The sequence below is a fragment of the Aeromonas sp. QDB34 genome (genome assembly GCF_027705405.1).
In the GTDB taxonomy this organism is placed as follows: Bacteria; Pseudomonadota; Gammaproteobacteria; order Enterobacterales; family Aeromonadaceae; genus Aeromonas; species Aeromonas hydrophila.
Genome location: NZ_JAPDBT010000006.1, coordinates 18,204 through 33,474, shown reverse-complemented (window position 1 = coordinate 33,474; position 15,271 = coordinate 18,204). Strand labels below are relative to the sequence as shown.

Genomic DNA, 15,271 nt, shown 5'->3' with positions numbered 1-15,271 from the left:
AAGGTGGGCGCGATGCACGATGAGAGCACCCACGTTACTGCAACGGGCCGCAAACTTAAAGTCGCGGCACGGCCCAGCTGACAAAGCGCTTGCGAAGCCCAGGGTCGGCCTTGAGGAAGAGTTGCTGCAACTGGCCCTCCAGCGCGCTGGCCGCCACCGGCTCGGCGGCTGCGGTCACGGGCACGACCGTGCTCACTGCCGCCTTGCCGCCGCTTTGGTTGTATTCGGCGAGCTTGGCCCGCCAATCCATGCCAATCAGCATGCCGCTGGTGATCAGCGCATCCTGCTGGCTGGCAATGCTCTGGCCACCGGCCTGCAGCCCCATGACGGGAGACTCGGCATACTGCGCCATGCCCCTTTCATCGCTCGGCAAGTTGGCGACCAGCCGCACCAGCTGCTGACTGGCTTGATAACGCAATACCTGCGGTGCGGAGCGCAGCTGGCGGTCATTCTCGCTGCTGCTGCGACTCGGGATCACCCCTTCATAACGCACCAGCAACTGCTGCTCCCCATCCGGCAGGGTGGCATGCTGCTCGTCGTGCAGCGTGCCCGCACTCACCGCCAGGATCTGGAAATCCGCCGGCACCCTCACCTCGACAGCCGCCCAAGCCGCACTGCCCAGTACCATCTTCATGCCCAGCGCTGCCCACAGCAGCGATACCCCACGCCCGTACCGACAACTCTTCATGTTCGCTCATCTTCCTGTTCGCGTTGATGGGCGCAGGCTAGCAGCCGAAGATGACAGAAAAATAACGGCGACTCAGAGCAGGTAGTGGGGGCGCTCGGCAAACCACTGGGCCAGCACCTGCTTGAACAGCCGGATCTTGCGCGGTACCCGCCGCTGCTGGGCGTGCAGGACGTGCAGCGGGTGCAACCCGGTCTGCCACTCCGCCAGCACGGTGACCAGCTCCCCCTGCGCCAGCCAGGGTTCCACCAGCATCAGCGGGCACTTGGCGTACCCCATGCCGGCCCGAGCCAGCTGCAGCAAGGTACTGTAGTGGTTGGCCCGCACCTTGCCCTGCACCAGGATGTGCGCCTCCTCCTCCCCCTTGCGAAAGTACCACTGCTCCCAGGCCGGGTTATGGCCCTGTAGCAGACAGGACCGTCCTCCCAGCTCATAAGGGGTGACGGGGATCCCCTCCCGCGCCAGCAGGGCGGGGCTTGCCACCACCACATCCTTGAGCCTGCCGAGCGGCAGGGCCACCAGGTTGTCGGGAATGCTGCTCATGGCGCGCAGGGCGATGTCGTGCTCCCCCTGGCTCATGTCGATCATGGCGTTGGTGAAGTTCAGTTCGACCTGAACGCCGGGGCAGAGCTCGGCAAAGCGGGCCAGCAGATCGTTCACCATGCGATCGCCGGTACTGACCGGGCAGGTGAAGCGCAGCCGGCCGCCATCCTCCTCGGTCAGGGCCTGGATATCCTGCTCCGCCTGGCGCGCCAGCGCGAAGATCTCGCCGGCCTGCTGATAGAGGGTCCGGCCCGCCTCGGTGAGGCTGAGTCGGCGAGTGGTACGCTGCAGCAACTGGGCATTGAGAGTCGATTCCAGTGCGCTGACGTGACGGCTCAGCATCCCCTTGCTCACCCCCAGGCTGTCGGCCGCGGCCGAGAAACTGCCCTTTTGCACCACCTCGTAAAAGCTGGCCAGGTGGGAGATATCCATTAATTAGCTCCAATATGGAAACAATGCGTTTATTTTACGCGCTTTTTCTCCCTTTTCATCGCGCTAAAATCAACACATCCCAACCAGGAGTGAAACAGATGAAGATTGTGATTGTGGGTGCCTCCGGCACCGTCGGCTCCGCCGTCAGCGAGTTGCTTGCCAAAGACCACCAGGTGATCCGGGTCGGTCACAGCCAGGGGGACGCCACGGTCGACATGCGCGATCCCGCCTCCATCAAGGCGCTGTTCGCCAAGCTGGGCCAGTTCGATGCGCTGGTGGTGGCCAGTGGCAGCGTGGCCTTCAACGCCCTCACCGAGATGACCGACGAGCAGTGGCAGGTGGGACTGGAGAGCAAGCTGATGGGCCAGATCAACCTGACCCGGGCCGCCATCCCCCACCTGAACGACAAGGGCTCCATCACCCTGATCAGCGGCATCCTGAGCGAGGAGCCCATCAACTGGGGGGCGAGCGCGACCACCATCAACGGCGCCATCGATCACTTCGTCAAGGCGGCGGCCTGCGAGCTGCCGCGGGGTCTGCGCATCAATGTGGTGAGTCCGACCGTGCTGACGGAGTCGATGGATAAATACGCCAGCTTCTTCCCGGGCTTCGTCCCCGTGCCCGCCGCCAGGGTGGCGCAGGCCTACCAGAAGTCGGTGCTGGGGGTGCAGACCGGCCAGGTGTTCAGGGTCAACGGCTGATTGCCGCCCTGCTGCCACCCAGCCGGCACGGCAACAAAAACGGGCCCCGTGATGGGGCCCGTTCCATAGCAGCCAGCATGCCGACTTGCAGTTGGCTGATGGCAAACGTTTGTTTTTACGGCAACAAAAAAGGCGGTGTGCCTCAGTCGATCAGCCCGTACTGCGCGCGCAGCACTTCGATGATCTCCTGCTTCGGATTGGCGCTGCGTACCAGCGGCTGACCGATGATCTTCTCGGCAATCCCCACATAGGTGTTGGAGATGTCCATCATCACTTCGGTCGGCAACTTGTTGTCGCGGGCCAGGGCGAAGCGCTCAGGCATGCGGTGCTTGTTGAGCAGGATGTCCGGATCCGGAAAGTGATTGAGCAGCCACTGGCGGAAGCCCTCTTTCGACTTCTCGACGATCTGGCCGTCGCGCAGGGCGGCGCCATCCCAGATGCGGGAGCTGTCGGGGGTACCCACTTCATCCATGTAGATCAGCTTCTCATTGCCGGCGGCATCATTGACGTAGCCAAACTCGAACTTGGTGTCGACGAAGATCTGATCCAGCTCGGCCAGCGCGTCACTGATGACGTTGAAGCCTTCCTTGAGCAGCACTTCGTAGCGGTCGATGTCGGCCGGCTTGCTGAAGTTGAAGCCCCGGTAGTGGCGTTCGATGTCGGCACGGGAGACGTTGACGTCGTCGGCTTCCGGCACGCCGTCCAGCCCGGTCAGCACACCCTTGGTGGAGGGGGTGATGAGGATCTCGGGCAGCTTCTGATCCTTCTTCAGCCCTTCCGGCAGGGTGATGCCGCAGAACTCACGCTCGCCATCCTTGTAGGCACGCCACATGGAGCCGGTGATGTACTGGCGGGCAATCGCCTCGATCATCACGGGGCGGGCTTTTTGCACGATCCAGACGAAGGGATGGGGGATGTCCAGGATATGGCTGTCGGCCAGCCCCTTCTCCTTGAACAGCTTGAACCAGTGGCTGGAGATGGCGTTGAGCGCAGCCCCTTTGCCCGGCACGCCGTTGAGCCCGTCCACGCCCTGCCAGATGCAGTCGAAGGCCGAGATCCGGTCACTGATCACCATGATGGCGAGCGGCGCATCTGCCGGCACGTCGTAACCCTTCTCGCGGATGAGGCGGGCACTGTCTGCGGCGGTCAGCCAGTAGACGCTGCGCACCTTGCCGGAATGGACGGGTTTATCGGTACGGATCGGCAAATCGTCGTTCACCGCCAATACTTGATCTGCAAGACTCATGGTAAGTAACACTTCCTGTTTGTGGGGGGTTTACATAACAAAACAGGGGCACAAGGCCCCTGTTTCTATTCTGTTTTTGCAGCTTGGTCAGCCAGACCCTTGGCGAATGCCTCGGACAGACTGATGTACATCTGGGAGATGACACCGGACGACACGGGCTTCTTGTCCTTGTCAAACAGGGTGATGGAGGTCTTGCCCCCCGCCATCTCGCCAAGCTGGAAGCGATACTTGTCTTCGTCCAGCTTGAACGGCTCGCTGCCCTTGGCCTTCCAGAATTCGCTGCCCGGCTCGTCGTACTCCACGTCGATCCAGCCCAGCGACTGCTGGGTATCCTTGATGGTGAAACCGTAGGCCGGCAGCACCTGATTGAGACGGCGCCACACCTGATCAAACGAACCATCGACGATCCAGGCGCTCAGCTCGTTGTTGTCCAGACCCAGTTCCAGCCCCATGCCGTCGTTGGCCTTGTGCTGTTCGCGGGACTTGAGCTGCTTGTCGTAGTAGAGCGAGAACTGGTTGAGGGCCCGGGTCGCGTAGCGCTGGGCATCCGCCGGGGTCAGCTCCTTGCTGGTCTCGCCATCGACGGTCTCTTCATGATCCAGCACCCGTACCGACATGTTGACGGCGTGGCGCTGAGGATCGTTGCGCAGGGTGAACTGGTAGCGCTGGCGAATGACGAAGTCATCGTCCTCTTCACTCCAGCCGTCGAGCGCCTTGGTGTTGTCAAACCAGCCGGTCTGCAGCACGCCAGCCTGCTGGTCCAGCTTCTCGGTGGTGACCTTGTACTGGGCGAGGAAGTTCATCAGGAAGGCCCAGGTATCGCGCTCCACACTCTGGGAGGTGCTGAGGGCGTAGAAGGCCATGGTAGGTTCGCCAGCATTGGCCACCACCTGGCTGCCCGGTACCACGGTCAGCAGCTGGGCGGGTGGACGCACGTCAACCTTGGCACCCAGCGCACCGTCACGGCTGCTTTCGGGCAGGGCCGGAATGTCGAAACTGCTGTTAAAGGTGGGGGTATTCAACCCGGCCGGCACCAGAAACGCACGGCCTTCAAGGCGGGCATCCTCGTACTCGAAACCACGGTTGGCCATCTTGCGTTCCTGGGGTGAGCTACAGGCTGCCAGCACGGCAACGGTCGCCACACTCAGCACCAGGCGCACTGCATTTCCCTTTCCATTTGCTTTAAACACTCGCCATCAACTCCGCAGTCGTCAGTGCTCGCGCCATCGCCTGTTCGCCCTCGGGGGTGAGGTCGGTGAGCGGCAGACGCAAGGTGGCCGTCGCAATCAATCCCAGCTGGGCACAGGCCCACTTCACCGGGATAGGACTCGGTTCGCAGAACAGAGTCTGATGCAACGGCATCAATCGATTGTTGATGTCGTGCGCTCGTCCGGCATCACCGGCCAGCGCAGCACGACACATGTCGGCCATCTGGGCCGCTGCAATATTGGTGGTGACCGAAATGACTCCGTCCCCGCCTTGCAGCATGAAATCACATCCACTGGCATCATCGCCACTATAAAGCGCGAATTGTGCGCCGCACAGCTCGCGCAGCAGCGGCGTACGGCTCAGATCCCCGGTTGCCTCTTTCAGGCCTATGATACCGGGCACCTTGGCCAGTCGGGCTACCGTCTCCGGTTTGAGATCGCAACCGGTACGACCGGGCACATTATAAAGAATTTGGGGCAGACCACTAGCCTCGGCGATCGCACAATAGTGACGATAGAGGCCTTCCTGGGTGGGTTTGTTGTAATAGGGGGTGACCGAGAGACCCGCCACCACGCCGGTTTCGGCGAAGCGCTTGGCCAGGTCGATGGCATGGGCGGTATTGTTGGAGCCGCAGCCGGCGATGACCGGAATGCGTCCGGCGGCCAACGCCACGGTTTTCTCCACGACGGCGATGTGCTCCTGTTCGCTCAGGGTCACCGATTCCCCCGTGGTCCCGACCGCCACGATGGCGCTGGTCCCGGCGCTGACATGATAGTCGACCAGAGTGGCCAGACTGGCCCAATCGACTTCACCTGAAGCCAGCATGGGGGTAACGAGGGCAACAATACTACCGCGCAACATGGATATTTCTCCCGATTTTCAGGGGCGTTATGGTAAAGCTGCCCCCTTGGAAAAACAAGGGAGGCCAGGGGCAAGCCGTGTTACCATCCGGCAAAAACCGCACTGCGCGAGCCGCGGTGGAACACGCCGGACTTTGGTCGTGACACCCCGATACCGTGCTCGTTGCAACGAGATTCTCAACAAGGTTGCCATGCAGGATCGCTGGCAGTGGCCCATGGCCAGCCCGTTCGGGCTATGCCACTGCATCCACATTCGCAACCCGCTAATGGACGAGAGAAGATTTATGACTCATTACCTGGTCGTAACGGCCATCGGCACGGACAGGCCTGGCATCGTCAATGAGGTCACCCGCCACGTCAGTGGGTGTGGCTGCAACATTGTCGACAGCCGTCTTGGCATCTTCGGCAATGAATTCACCTTCATCATGCTGCTGTCCGGTGACTGGAACAGCCTGATGCAACTCGAGATTAGCCTGCCCCTGCGCAGCCAGGAGTGGGACCTCATCACCATGATGAAGCGCACCGAACGCCACCAGTCGCTGCAATACGACATCAGCGCCAACGCCGAGATCCTGATCCGGGACCAGCCGGGCATCGTAAGCCAGTGCACCCAGTTCTTCAGCGATCACGGCTGGGACATCCAGGCCATGCAGACCATCACCCTGGAACAGCAGCCGTTCAACCTGCTCAAGGCCAGCTTTCAGCTCAATCTGGCCAAGCAGGGAGAAGCGGCCGGCTCGCAGACAGCCTTCGCCGGATTCTGTCGTGAACTGGGCGCAGAATCGTTCGAATTCCTCGTCAATCACAAACACGCCTGACGGCTCATCCAAGGAGATCCCATGCAACCTTTATCCGCTGGCAGCCTGGCCCCCGATTTTTCCCTGTCCGACCAGGACGGCAACCAGGTACGCTTTGCCGACCTGCGCGGCAAGAAAGTGCTCGTCTACTTCTATCCCAAGGCGATGACCCCGGGCTGCACCACCCAGGCCTGCGGCCTGCGCGACGTCAACACCGAGCTGGCCGCCCTCAATGTGGTGGTGCTCGGCATCAGCCCGGATCCGGCCAAGCGGCTGAAAAAATTCGAGGAGCGCGACAGCCTGAACTTCCGCCTGCTGGCCGATGAAGATCATGCGGTGGCCGATGCGTTTGGCGTCTGGGGCCCGAAGAAGTTCATGGGCAAGGAGTATGACGGTATCCACCGGCTGAGCTTCCTCATCGACGAAGAGGGCAAGATTAGCCATCGCTTCGACAAGTTCAAGACCAGCGATCACCATCAGGTGGTGCTCGACCTGCTCAAGGGCTGAACCCCAGATACCGGTACTGCCGATATGGAAAGGGCCTGCAAGTGCAGGCCCTTTTTTTATTCGTATGTCGTTGCCTGCCTCGCGTTGCGGGCAGGAGGCTCGATGCCCGGTCCTTCGGATCGCCTGCCAGGCAAGTGACTGGCGGCGACGTTCTCATTTGTCATGAAGGCGCCGGCTTGCATCCACGATGGGATGCCTTGGTGACGGGTCTTTCGGCACAGGCCAAATGACGCCCTTATTGTTGCGCCAGCGAGCCAGAAAGCAAGCCGCCAGCCGTTACATTTAATTAACCAGCCGGGGCCGACGTTGATTTCCCGCCCCGCTATCTCGCCAACCTCCCCTGCCAGATCAAAAAATTCATCTTATATATGGGTTAACGTGGCCCCAGTTTCATTTTCCAGTGAGAAAAGCCCATGAACATGAGCCACACCGAACGTCTGATCCTGAGCAACCAGTACGAGATTCTGGCCAAACTCAATCCGGAGAAGGCGGCGTTTTACCAACGGGCCAGCACCATCATCGAGCGCGGCTACTGCCTGCAGATCCTCGAACTGGAGAAGAGTTTCGGCCATCTGGATCTGGCCACCTGCCAGGAGGTGATCGACACCCTGGAACTGCACCACGCGCTGGCCATCTCCTGGGGCAACTTGGAAGCGGCCGATCAGGGCGAAATCAATGCCAGCCGGCTGGAGTTCAACGGCTACAGCCGCAGCCAGGAGCGGGAGCTGGCCGACTACGTCTGCTTCCTGCTGGAAGTGGACAAGCGCTTCCCCGAGCTCAAGTGCCCGTGCGACGAACTCTCCAGCGACATCGCCATGCGCGACAAGTACCAGCGCATGCTGGCGGTCTGGCGCCAGTGCCCGCGTCAGTACAAGCTCTCCATCCAGGAGATCCGCAAGGTCCTGGCAGCCTGATAGGCATGAAAAAGGCGCCGCGAGGCGCCTTGGTCCGAGTCATGGGCCACAGGCCTCACTCGTAGAGGAAGGATTTGTCCAGCTGCTTGAAGGCGGCGTTGAGGGTATCGGCCAGCTCTTCGTATCTGGGCTGAGCCACCAGTTGGCGACGACCGCCCTGCTCGTTCATCTTGCCGTTGATCTCGCGATACCAGCTGGCAAGGGAGGGCGGCAACCTGGTATCGGCGCGCTGGCCGAGCCAGTAGTAGCCCTGCAGCGGCAGGCTGAGCAGAAACAGCACCGAGGTCATGACGGAAGGCCAGTAGTGCAGCTCACCGAACTGGAACTGCAGCATGACGCTGAGCACCGCCAGCGCCGGGATGACCTTGAGGGCGAACTCGGTGGCCTTGATCACCCGATTCTCCGGGAACATGGAATTAAGCTCGGGACGGCGGGGCCAAAGGGTCATATAATGACGGCCTTGCTGTAACTTAGTTCCAAAAATGTTCATGCTCATGCTACCTCCGAGCTCTTTTTGAACGTATTAACGGCAAAACCACGACAATATTTGATGCGCAATAACAAAGGTTGAGGATGACTTTGTTATTTTTCAACAATCGGGTTATCCTTTGTACGCCCAATTTTTGCGCCAACGGCCTGCCGTTACGCTGTCAGGGACGTCTGGATTTCGGGTCTTGTATCACTATACAAGGGGCAAGCAACAGATTGCCAACCCTATAAGGATAAGTTGAAAGTTTTTGGACACGGCTCGTCCAACGCATCCTCCTACACAACCCAATCTGCGATAGGATTTATTCATGAGTAAGCTGGTTCTTGTTCTTAACTGTGGCAGCTCGTCCCTGAAGTTTGCTGTCATTGACGCAACCACCGGTGATGACCTGCTGTCCGGCCTGGCCGAGTGCTTCAACCTCGACGACGCCCGCATCAAGTGGAAACTGAACGGTGAGAAAGGCAGTGCCGATCTGGGCGCCGGTGCCGCTCACCAGGAAGCGCTGGACTACATCGTCAACAAGATCCTGCCGCTCAACCCGGAGCTGTCCAAGAACCTGATCGCCATCGGCCACCGTGTGGTACACGGCGGTGAGCGCTTCACCTCCTCCGTGCGCATCTGCGACGACGTCATCGCCGGCATCGAAGCCGCCGTACCGTACGCGCCGCTGCACAACCCGGCTCACCTGATCGGTATCCGTGAAGCCCGTCGCGTGTTCCCGGCGCTGGCCGAGAAGAACGTTGCCGTGTTCGACACCGCGTTCCACCAGAGCATGCCGGAAGAAGCCTTCCTGTACGCCCTGCCGTACAAGCTCTACAAAGAGAACGGCATCCGTCGCTACGGCGCCCACGGCACCAGCCACTACTACATCAGCCTGGAAGCCGCCAAGCAGCTGAACAAGCCGGTGGAAGAGCTGAACATCATCAACTGCCACCTGGGCAACGGCGGTTCCGTCTGCGCCATCAAGAACGGCAAATCCGTCGACACCTCCATGGGCCTGACCCCGCTGGAAGGCCTGGTGATGGGTACCCGTTCCGGTGATATCGATCCGGCCATCATCTTCTTCCTGCACGACAAACTGGGCATGAGCGTGGCCGACATCAACACCATGCTGACCAAAGAGTCCGGCCTGCAGGGTCTGACCGAAGTGACTTCCGACTGCCGTTTCGTTGAAGACAACTACGACAGCAAAGAAGAAGCCAAGCGTGCCATGGACGTTTACTGCTATCGCCTGGCCAAGTACATCGGCGCCTACGCCGCCGCCATGGACGGTCGTCTGGACGCCGTGGTCTTCACCGGTGGTATCGGTGAAAACTCCGCCCCGATCCGTGAAATCACCCTGAACAAGCTGGGTCTGCTGGGCTTCGACGTCGATCACGACGCCAACCTGAAGGCTCGTTTCGGCAAGGGTGGCGAGATCACCAAGGCTGGTTCCACCAAAGCCCTGGTTATCCCGACCAATGAAGAGTGGGTCATCGCCCACGACGCGCTGGAACTGGTTGGCGCATAATTTCGCTGTAGAGCAAGGCCGCCCAAGGGCGGCCTTTTCCTGATCCCAAAAATGAACAAGGGGTATAAAGTGGCACGCACTATTATGCTTATCCCGGTCGGCACTGGTGTCGGCGTAACCTCCGTGAGCCTTGGCGTTGTTCGCGCCATGGAACGTCACGGTGTCAATGTCAGCTTCTTCAAACCGGTCGCCCAGCCGCGTCCGGGTGAAACCGGTACCGAGCGCTCCACCGCCGTGATCCGCGCCGCTGCCAACATCAACCCGCCCGAGCCGTTCGCCCTCTCCTACGCCGAGAACATGATCACCTCCAGCAACACCGACATCCTGCTGGAAGAGATCGTGGCCCGCTTCGAAGAGCACGTGAAGGCCAGCGGTGCCGAAGTGCTGGTCATCGAAGGCATGGTGCCGACCGACAAGCAGCCGTTTGCCAATAAGCTGAACTACGACGTCGCCAAGGCGCTGGACGCCGACATGGTGTTCGTGACCCATCCGGGCAACGACTCCAGCCAGAAGCTGAAAGAGCGTATCGAGCTGGCCTGCTCCAACTTCGGTGGCGTCAACAACCCCCGTATCGTTGGTTGCGTCATCAACAAGGTTGGCGCTCCGGTTGACGAGCATGGCGTGACCCGCCCCGACCTGACCGAGATGTTCGAGGCCCACCACCACACCTCCGATGCCGCCCATAACCTGGAAGTGCTGCAGGTATTCGGCAAGAGCCCGCTGCGCATCCTCGGCTGCATCCCCTGGAATACCCAGCTGATCGCCCCGCGCGCCAAGGACCTCGCCAAGCACCTGGCCGCCAAGATCCTGCACAAAGGTGAGCTGGACAGCCGTCGCCTGCAGACTGTGACCTTCTGTGCCCGCTCCATCCACAACATGATCGAGCACTTCCGTCCGGGCAGCCTGCTGGTGACTTCCGGCGACCGCTCCGACGTCATCGTCTCCGCCTGCCTGTCCGCCATGAACGGCGTCAAGCTGGGTGCCCTGCTGCTGACCGGCAACTACCACCCGGAACCACAGGTGATGGCGCTGTGCCAACAGGCCATGGCCACCGGTCTGCCGATCATGATCACCGGCACCAACACCTGGCAGACTGCCGTCAGCCTGCAGAACTTCAACGTCGACATTCCGGAAGATGACCGCGAACGGATCGAGCTGGTGCAGGACTATGTGGCCGGCCACATCGACAAGCACTGGATCGAGTCTCTCTCCGCCAAGTCCACCCGCTCCCGTCGTCTGAGCCCGCCGGCTTTCCGCTACCAGCTGACCGAACTGGCCCGTCAGGCCAACAAGCGTGTCGTGCTGCCGGAAGGGGAAGAGCCGCGGACCATCAAGGCTGCCGCCATCTGTGCCGAGCGTGGCATCGCCCGTCCGGTCCTGCTGGGCAACCCGGAAGAAATCCGTCGCGTTGCCGAACAGCAGGGCGTGGTACTGACCGACCGCGTCGAGATCATCGATCCGGTTGCCGTGCGCGAGCGCTATGTGGCCCGTCTGGTCGAGCTGCGCAAGAACAAGGGCATGACCGAAGTGGTTGCCCGCGAGCAGCTGGAAGACAACGTGGTACTGGGTACCATGATGCTGGAGCGCAATGAAGTTGACGGCCTGGTATCCGGCGCGGTGCACACCACTGCCAACACCATCCGTCCGCCGATGCAGATCATCAAGACCGCTCCGGGCTCTTCCCTGATCTCCTCCATCTTCTTCATGCTGCTGCCGGACCAGGTACTGGTCTACGGTGACTGCGCGATCAACCCGGATCCCACTGCCGAGCAGCTGGCCGAGATCGCCATCCAGTCCGCCGACTCCGCTGCCGCCTTCGGCATCGAGCCACGCGTCGCCATGATCTCCTACTCCACCGGCACTTCCGGCGCCGGCGCCGATGTAGAGAAAGTGCGTGAAGCCACCGAGCTGGCCAAGGCCAAGCGCCCCGACCTCATCATCGACGGCCCGCTGCAGTACGATGCGGCCATCATGGAGAACGTGGCCAAGTCCAAGGCCCCGAACTCACCGGTTGCAGGTAAAGCCACCGTGTTCGTGTTCCCGGACCTGAACACCGGCAACACCACCTACAAGGCGGTACAGCGCTCCGCGGATCTGGTCTCCATCGGCCCGATGCTGCAAGGCATGCGCAAGCCGGTCAACGACCTGTCCCGTGGCGCCCTGGTGGACGACATCGTCTACACCATCGCCCTGACCGGTATCCAGGCAGCCCAGGCCGAGTAATCGTCCGAGCTTATCCCTGTTGAAAAACCCGCCGCAAGGCGGGTTTTTTTATGGCTGACGGGCAGATGTTGATCCGCGAGATCAAATCAGGATCCAGTTCGGATCCCGCATTCTCGTTCAGAGGCCAGCCCGGCAAGGGCGGCGGGATAAGCAAACGCTCACACCCGCCAGAGTCGATTGCACAATTGCGCCCCAGCCGAGATCAGATCCAAATACTTCTTTAAGATCAGCACACTAACGTCAGACCCACCGCTAATCTACAGACTTTTCCACAGCTTTTGTGGATAGTTTACCGATCATTTGAAAGAAAATGACAGACTCGGCCACGCCTTGCGTCCATGAAAAAGGGGCTCCGAAGAGCCCCTTTGGACAACAAACCCGCCAGCCACCTACTCAGGGGCGCAGCGCCTTGTCGGCACGGGAGATACCGCAGACACCGGAGCGCACCACTTCGATGATCTCGTTGGTCTGGGCGGCCGTCTTGATGAAGGCGTCCAGCTTGTCGCTGGTACCCACCAGCTGCACCGTGTAGAGCTCGGGGGTGACGTCGACGATCTGACCGCGGAAGATATCCGCCAGCCGTTTCAGCTCGTCACGACCACCACCGGCGGCGCGCGCCTTGACCAGCGCGATCTCCCGCTCGATGTGCTCACCCTCGCTCAAGTCGCATACCTTGAGCACGTCCACCAGCTTGTGCAACTGCTTCTGGATCTGCTCCAGCACCCGCTCGTCACCCATGGTGACGATGGTCATGCGCGACAGGGTGGGATCCTCGGTGGGGGCCACCGTCAGGGTCTCGATGTTGTAGCCGCGCTGGGAGAAAAGGCCCACCACCCGGCTCAGGGCGCCGGATTCGTTCTCCAGCAGAACGGAAATTATATGTCTCATCAGGTTCTCTCCGTCTTGCTCAACCACATCTCGTCCATGGCACCGAACTTTATCTGCATCGGATAAACGTGCTCATCTGGGTCGACCGAGATGTCCATGAACACCAGCCGATCCTTCATGGCGAAGGCCTTCTCCATGGCGCTCTCCAGCTCGGCCGGATCGCTCACCGCGATGCCGACGTGGCCGTAGGCTTCCGCCAGTTTGACGAAGTCCGGCAGCGACTCCATGTAGGAGTGGCTGTGGCGACCACCGTAGAACATCTTCTGCCACTGCTTGACCATGCCCAGCGCCCGGTTGTTGATGGAGATGATCTTGATGGGCACCCCGTACTGCATGCAGGTGGAGAGCTCCTGAATGTTCATCTGCACCGAACCGTCGCCGGTCACGCAGCAGACCACCGCATCCGGGTTGGCAAACTGGGCGCCCATGGCGGCCGGAATGCCGAACCCCATGGTGCCCAGGCCCCCTGAGTTGATCCACTGGCGTGGCTTGGCAAACGGGTAGTAGAGCGCGGCAAACATCTGGTGCTGGCCCACGTCGGAGGCCACGAACGCCTCCCCCTTGGTCACCTTGTAGAGGGTCTCGATCACCTGCTGCGGCTTGATCAGGGTGGGGTGGGTCTCGTAGGCCAGGCAGTTGCGCGAGCGCCACTGGCCGATCTGGCTCCACCAGTCCGCCAGTACCTGCTTGTCGTTGTCGAAACCACACTCGCGGATCACTTCCAGCATCTGCTCGAGCACGGTTTCCACCGAACCGACGATGGGCACGTGGGCCTGCACCGTCTTGGAGATGGAGGTGGGATCGATGTCGATGTGGACTATGGTGGCATTGGGGCAGAACTTGGCCACGTTGTTGGTCACGCGGTCATCGAAGCGGGCACCCACGGCGAAGATCAGATCCGCGTTGTGCATGGTCTTGTTCGCTTCGAAGGTGCCGTGCATCCCCAGCATGCCGATGAATTGCGGATGGGTGCCGGAGAAAGCCCCCAACCCCATCAGGGTGGTAGTCACCGGCAGGTTCAACAGCTCCGCCAGCTTGGTCACCAGGTGATCCGCATTGGCATTGATGGCGCCGCCGCCGACGTACATCACCGGGCGCTCGGCCTCCACCAGCAGCTTGGCGGCCCGCTTGATCTGCCCCTTGTGGCCCGACTTGGTCGGATTGTAGGAGCGCAAGGAAACCGTCTCGGGATACTGATAGGGAAACTTCTCTTTCGGGTTCTGCACGTCTTTGGGCAGATCCACCACCACCGGCCCCGGGCGGCCGCTGGCAGCAATGTAGTAGGCCTTCTTGATGGCATCGGGAATGTCGCTGGCCTTCTTGCACAGGAAGCTGTGCTTCACCACCGGGCGGGAGATGCCGATCATGTCGGTCTCCTGGAATGCATCCTCCCCGATCATGCTGGTCGGCACCTGGCCGGACAGGATCACCAGGGGGATGGAGTCCATGTAGGCGGTCGCGATCCCCGTAATGCAGTTGGTGGCGCCGGGACCCGAGGTCACCAGCACAGTGCCCACCTTGCCGGTGGAGCGGGCGTAACCGTCCGCCATGTGCACCGCGGCCTGTTCGTGCCGCACCAGGACATGCTCCATCTTGCCGTTTTCAAAGAGAGCGTCATAGATGTCGAGCACTGAGCCACCAGGGTAGCCGAAAACGTGCTCAACTCCCTGATCTTCCAGCGCTCTAACCACCATCTGGGCGCCTGATAACATCTCCATGATAAAGCCCTCCAGGCTTTGCTCCGTTAAGCGAAAGCTATCGGCAGTCCGCTGCTTCCCGGCACCGCCGGTCCGTGCATTGTTGTTGTCTGAATACGGACCCGGCGAGTTCGGCGCTGTCGATAGTAGAAAAATAGGTTTTTTCCATCATTCACCCAAAAAGCGGGTGAAAAACCAACTTAACCCGCTTGTGAACGCTTGTCCACGGCTTTGTCTGACCAGAACAGTCATAAATTTCAAACAGCTATTAACATTCAGTGACTTGAGAAAAAGGGTGGGGACAATGCGGGGAAGTTGGGGGAATGACCAGCGGATCATGCTGCCACGGCGGCCCTGAATGGAAAAAAATAAGCCCACCGCCAGGGTGGGCCCGCAAGCCTGGCAGGGGATCAGTGATCCTCTTCGGGCTCCGCCAGCCAGATCTGCTGATCCGGATCCGTCTCCTCGCAGACCGAGATACTGACCCCCATGTCCAGCAGTTCGTGCAGGGTGAGATTGTCCGCCAGATTCATGGTGTCGCCGTTTTCATTGGTAAAGCGCATGGTGTC

At 60.7% G+C, this 15,271-nt stretch carries 15 protein-coding genes; 6 read left to right on the top strand and 9 right to left on the bottom strand.

What is annotated here, in order from left to right; genetic code table 11:
• Positions 1 to 55 precede the first annotated feature (55 nt).
• Together OKC29_RS10330 and OKC29_RS10325 are read right to left on the bottom strand one after the other, a co-directional pair.
• Entirely contained in the window at positions 56 to 688 is a 633-nt protein-coding gene (locus tag OKC29_RS10330; RefSeq protein ID WP_029303852.1) for a DUF2057 domain-containing protein, read from the bottom strand.
• A gap of 72 nt (positions 689 to 760) precedes the next feature.
• Positions 761 to 1,660, bottom strand: a complete 900-nt coding sequence (locus tag OKC29_RS10325) for a LysR family transcriptional regulator (protein WP_073348978.1) — start codon at positions 1,658 to 1,660, stop codon at positions 761 to 763.
• 98 nt (positions 1,661 to 1,758) lie between these two features.
• Here OKC29_RS10325 and OKC29_RS10320 point away from each other — a divergent pair, with 98 nt between their 5' ends.
• Entirely contained in the window at positions 1,759 to 2,361 is a 603-nt protein-coding gene (locus OKC29_RS10320; RefSeq protein WP_029301730.1) for a short chain dehydrogenase, read from the top strand.
• A gap of 142 nt (positions 2,362 to 2,503) precedes the next feature.
• Here OKC29_RS10320 and OKC29_RS10315 read toward each other — a convergent pair whose 3' ends face one another.
• The 3 genes from OKC29_RS10315 to dapA form a co-directional block, all read right to left on the bottom strand.
• A complete protein-coding gene (locus OKC29_RS10315) occupies positions 2,504 to 3,607 on the bottom strand; it encodes a phosphoribosylaminoimidazolesuccinocarboxamide synthase (protein WP_024944314.1) in 1,104 nt (367 codons plus the stop codon).
• 65 nt (positions 3,608 to 3,672) lie between these two features.
• Positions 3,673 to 4,797 (bottom strand): outer membrane protein assembly factor BamC, encoded by a 1,125-nt coding sequence (gene bamC, locus OKC29_RS10310; RefSeq protein ID WP_073348976.1) that lies wholly within the window; start codon positions 4,795 to 4,797, stop codon positions 3,673 to 3,675.
• Positions 4,790 to 5,677, bottom strand: coding sequence for a 4-hydroxy-tetrahydrodipicolinate synthase (gene dapA / locus OKC29_RS10305; protein ID WP_011704836.1), 888 nt, complete (start codon positions 5,675 to 5,677; stop codon positions 4,790 to 4,792). The genes bamC and dapA overlap by 8 nt, the downstream gene beginning before the upstream one ends.
• Positions 5,678 to 5,960: 283 nt before the next feature.
• Here dapA and OKC29_RS10300 point away from each other — a divergent pair, with 283 nt between their 5' ends.
• The 3 genes from OKC29_RS10300 (at position 5,961) to OKC29_RS10290 (ending at position 7,894) form a co-directional block, all read left to right on the top strand.
• Positions 5,961 to 6,494: a glycine cleavage system protein R gene (locus OKC29_RS10300; RefSeq protein WP_029301733.1), complete on the top strand. Its 534-nt coding sequence runs from the start codon at positions 5,961 to 5,963 to the stop codon at positions 6,492 to 6,494.
• A 21-nt stretch (positions 6,495 to 6,515) separates the two neighbouring features.
• Positions 6,516 to 6,980: a thioredoxin-dependent thiol peroxidase gene (gene bcp, locus OKC29_RS10295; RefSeq protein WP_073348974.1), complete on the top strand. Its 465-nt coding sequence runs from the start codon at positions 6,516 to 6,518 to the stop codon at positions 6,978 to 6,980.
• Positions 6,981 to 7,393: 413 nt separating this feature from the next.
• Entirely contained in the window at positions 7,394 to 7,894 is a 501-nt protein-coding gene (locus OKC29_RS10290) for a YfbU family protein (RefSeq protein ID WP_010634968.1), read from the top strand.
• Between the two features lie 55 nt (positions 7,895 to 7,949).
• On the opposite strand, the gene yfbV is transcribed toward OKC29_RS10290, so the two are convergent.
• The gene (yfbV, locus tag OKC29_RS10285; RefSeq protein ID WP_011704832.1) at positions 7,950 to 8,390 is read right to left on the bottom strand and encodes a terminus macrodomain insulation protein YfbV; all 441 of its coding nucleotides are present in this window, start codon (positions 8,388 to 8,390) and stop codon (positions 7,950 to 7,952) included.
• A gap of 301 nt (positions 8,391 to 8,691) precedes the next feature.
• Between yfbV and OKC29_RS10280 the strand changes: the two genes are divergently transcribed.
• On the top strand, positions 8,692 to 9,894 hold the full coding sequence (locus OKC29_RS10280) for an acetate kinase (RefSeq protein ID WP_011704831.1): 1,203 nt from the start codon (positions 8,692 to 8,694) through the stop codon (positions 9,892 to 9,894).
• A 51-nt stretch (positions 9,895 to 9,945) separates the two neighbouring features.
• Positions 9,946 to 12,117 carry a phosphate acetyltransferase gene (gene pta, locus OKC29_RS10275; protein WP_017410280.1) on the top strand — a complete coding sequence of 724 codons (2,172 nt, stop codon included), beginning with the start codon at positions 9,946 to 9,948 and terminating at the stop codon, positions 12,115 to 12,117.
• Between the two features lie 393 nt (positions 12,118 to 12,510).
• Here pta and ilvN read toward each other — a convergent pair whose 3' ends face one another.
• The 3 genes from ilvN to OKC29_RS10260 all read right to left on the bottom strand — a co-directional run bounded on the left by ilvN (position 12,511) and on the right by OKC29_RS10260 (position 15,265).
• Positions 12,511 to 13,005: an acetolactate synthase small subunit gene (gene ilvN / locus OKC29_RS10270; RefSeq protein WP_011704829.1), complete on the bottom strand. Its 495-nt coding sequence runs from the start codon at positions 13,003 to 13,005 to the stop codon at positions 12,511 to 12,513.
• Positions 13,005 to 14,723 carry an acetolactate synthase 3 large subunit gene (locus tag OKC29_RS10265; RefSeq protein WP_011704827.1) on the bottom strand — a complete coding sequence of 573 codons (1,719 nt, stop codon included), beginning with the start codon at positions 14,721 to 14,723 and terminating at the stop codon, positions 13,005 to 13,007. Before OKC29_RS10265 ends, ilvN begins: the two co-directional genes overlap by 1 nt.
• 389 nt (positions 14,724 to 15,112) lie before the next feature.
• A complete protein-coding gene (locus tag OKC29_RS10260) occupies positions 15,113 to 15,265 on the bottom strand; it encodes a hypothetical protein (protein ID WP_011704826.1) in 153 nt (50 codons plus the stop codon).
• Positions 15,266 to 15,271 lie beyond the last annotated feature (6 nt).

Excerpts from the sequence above, each read along its gene's own strand:
- OKC29_RS10320 (WP_029301730.1), top strand. The coding sequence starts at position 1,759 with ATGAAGATTGTGATTGTGGGTGCCTCCGGCACCGTCGGCTCCGCCGTC.
- OKC29_RS10330 (WP_029303852.1), bottom strand. The coding sequence starts at position 688 with ATGAAGAGTTGTCGGTACGGGCGTGGGGTATCGCTGCTGTGGGCAGCG.
- OKC29_RS10290 (WP_010634968.1), top strand. The coding sequence starts at position 7,394 with ATGAACATGAGCCACACCGAACGTCTGATCCTGAGCAACCAGTACGAG.
- OKC29_RS10325 (WP_073348978.1), bottom strand. The coding sequence starts at position 1,660 with ATGGATATCTCCCACCTGGCCAGCTTTTACGAGGTGGTGCAAAAGGGC.
- OKC29_RS10315 (WP_024944314.1), bottom strand. The coding sequence starts at position 3,607 with ATGAGTCTTGCAGATCAAGTATTGGCGGTGAACGACGATTTGCCGATC.
- pta (WP_017410280.1), top strand. The coding sequence starts at position 9,946 with ATGAACAAGGGGTATAAAGTGGCACGCACTATTATGCTTATCCCGGTC.
- yfbV (WP_011704832.1), bottom strand. The coding sequence starts at position 8,390 with ATGAGCATGAACATTTTTGGAACTAAGTTACAGCAAGGCCGTCATTAT.
- ilvN (WP_011704829.1), bottom strand. The coding sequence starts at position 13,005 with ATGAGACATATAATTTCCGTTCTGCTGGAGAACGAATCCGGCGCCCTG.
- bcp (WP_073348974.1), top strand. The coding sequence starts at position 6,516 with ATGCAACCTTTATCCGCTGGCAGCCTGGCCCCCGATTTTTCCCTGTCC.
- OKC29_RS10280 (WP_011704831.1), top strand. The coding sequence starts at position 8,692 with ATGAGTAAGCTGGTTCTTGTTCTTAACTGTGGCAGCTCGTCCCTGAAG.
- OKC29_RS10260 (WP_011704826.1), bottom strand. The coding sequence starts at position 15,265 with ATGCGCTTTACCAATGAAAACGGCGACACCATGAATCTGGCGGACAAT.
- OKC29_RS10300 (WP_029301733.1), top strand. The coding sequence starts at position 5,961 with ATGACTCATTACCTGGTCGTAACGGCCATCGGCACGGACAGGCCTGGC.
- OKC29_RS10265 (WP_011704827.1), bottom strand. The coding sequence starts at position 14,723 with ATGGAGATGTTATCAGGCGCCCAGATGGTGGTTAGAGCGCTGGAAGAT.
- dapA (WP_011704836.1), bottom strand. The coding sequence starts at position 5,677 with ATGTTGCGCGGTAGTATTGTTGCCCTCGTTACCCCCATGCTGGCTTCA.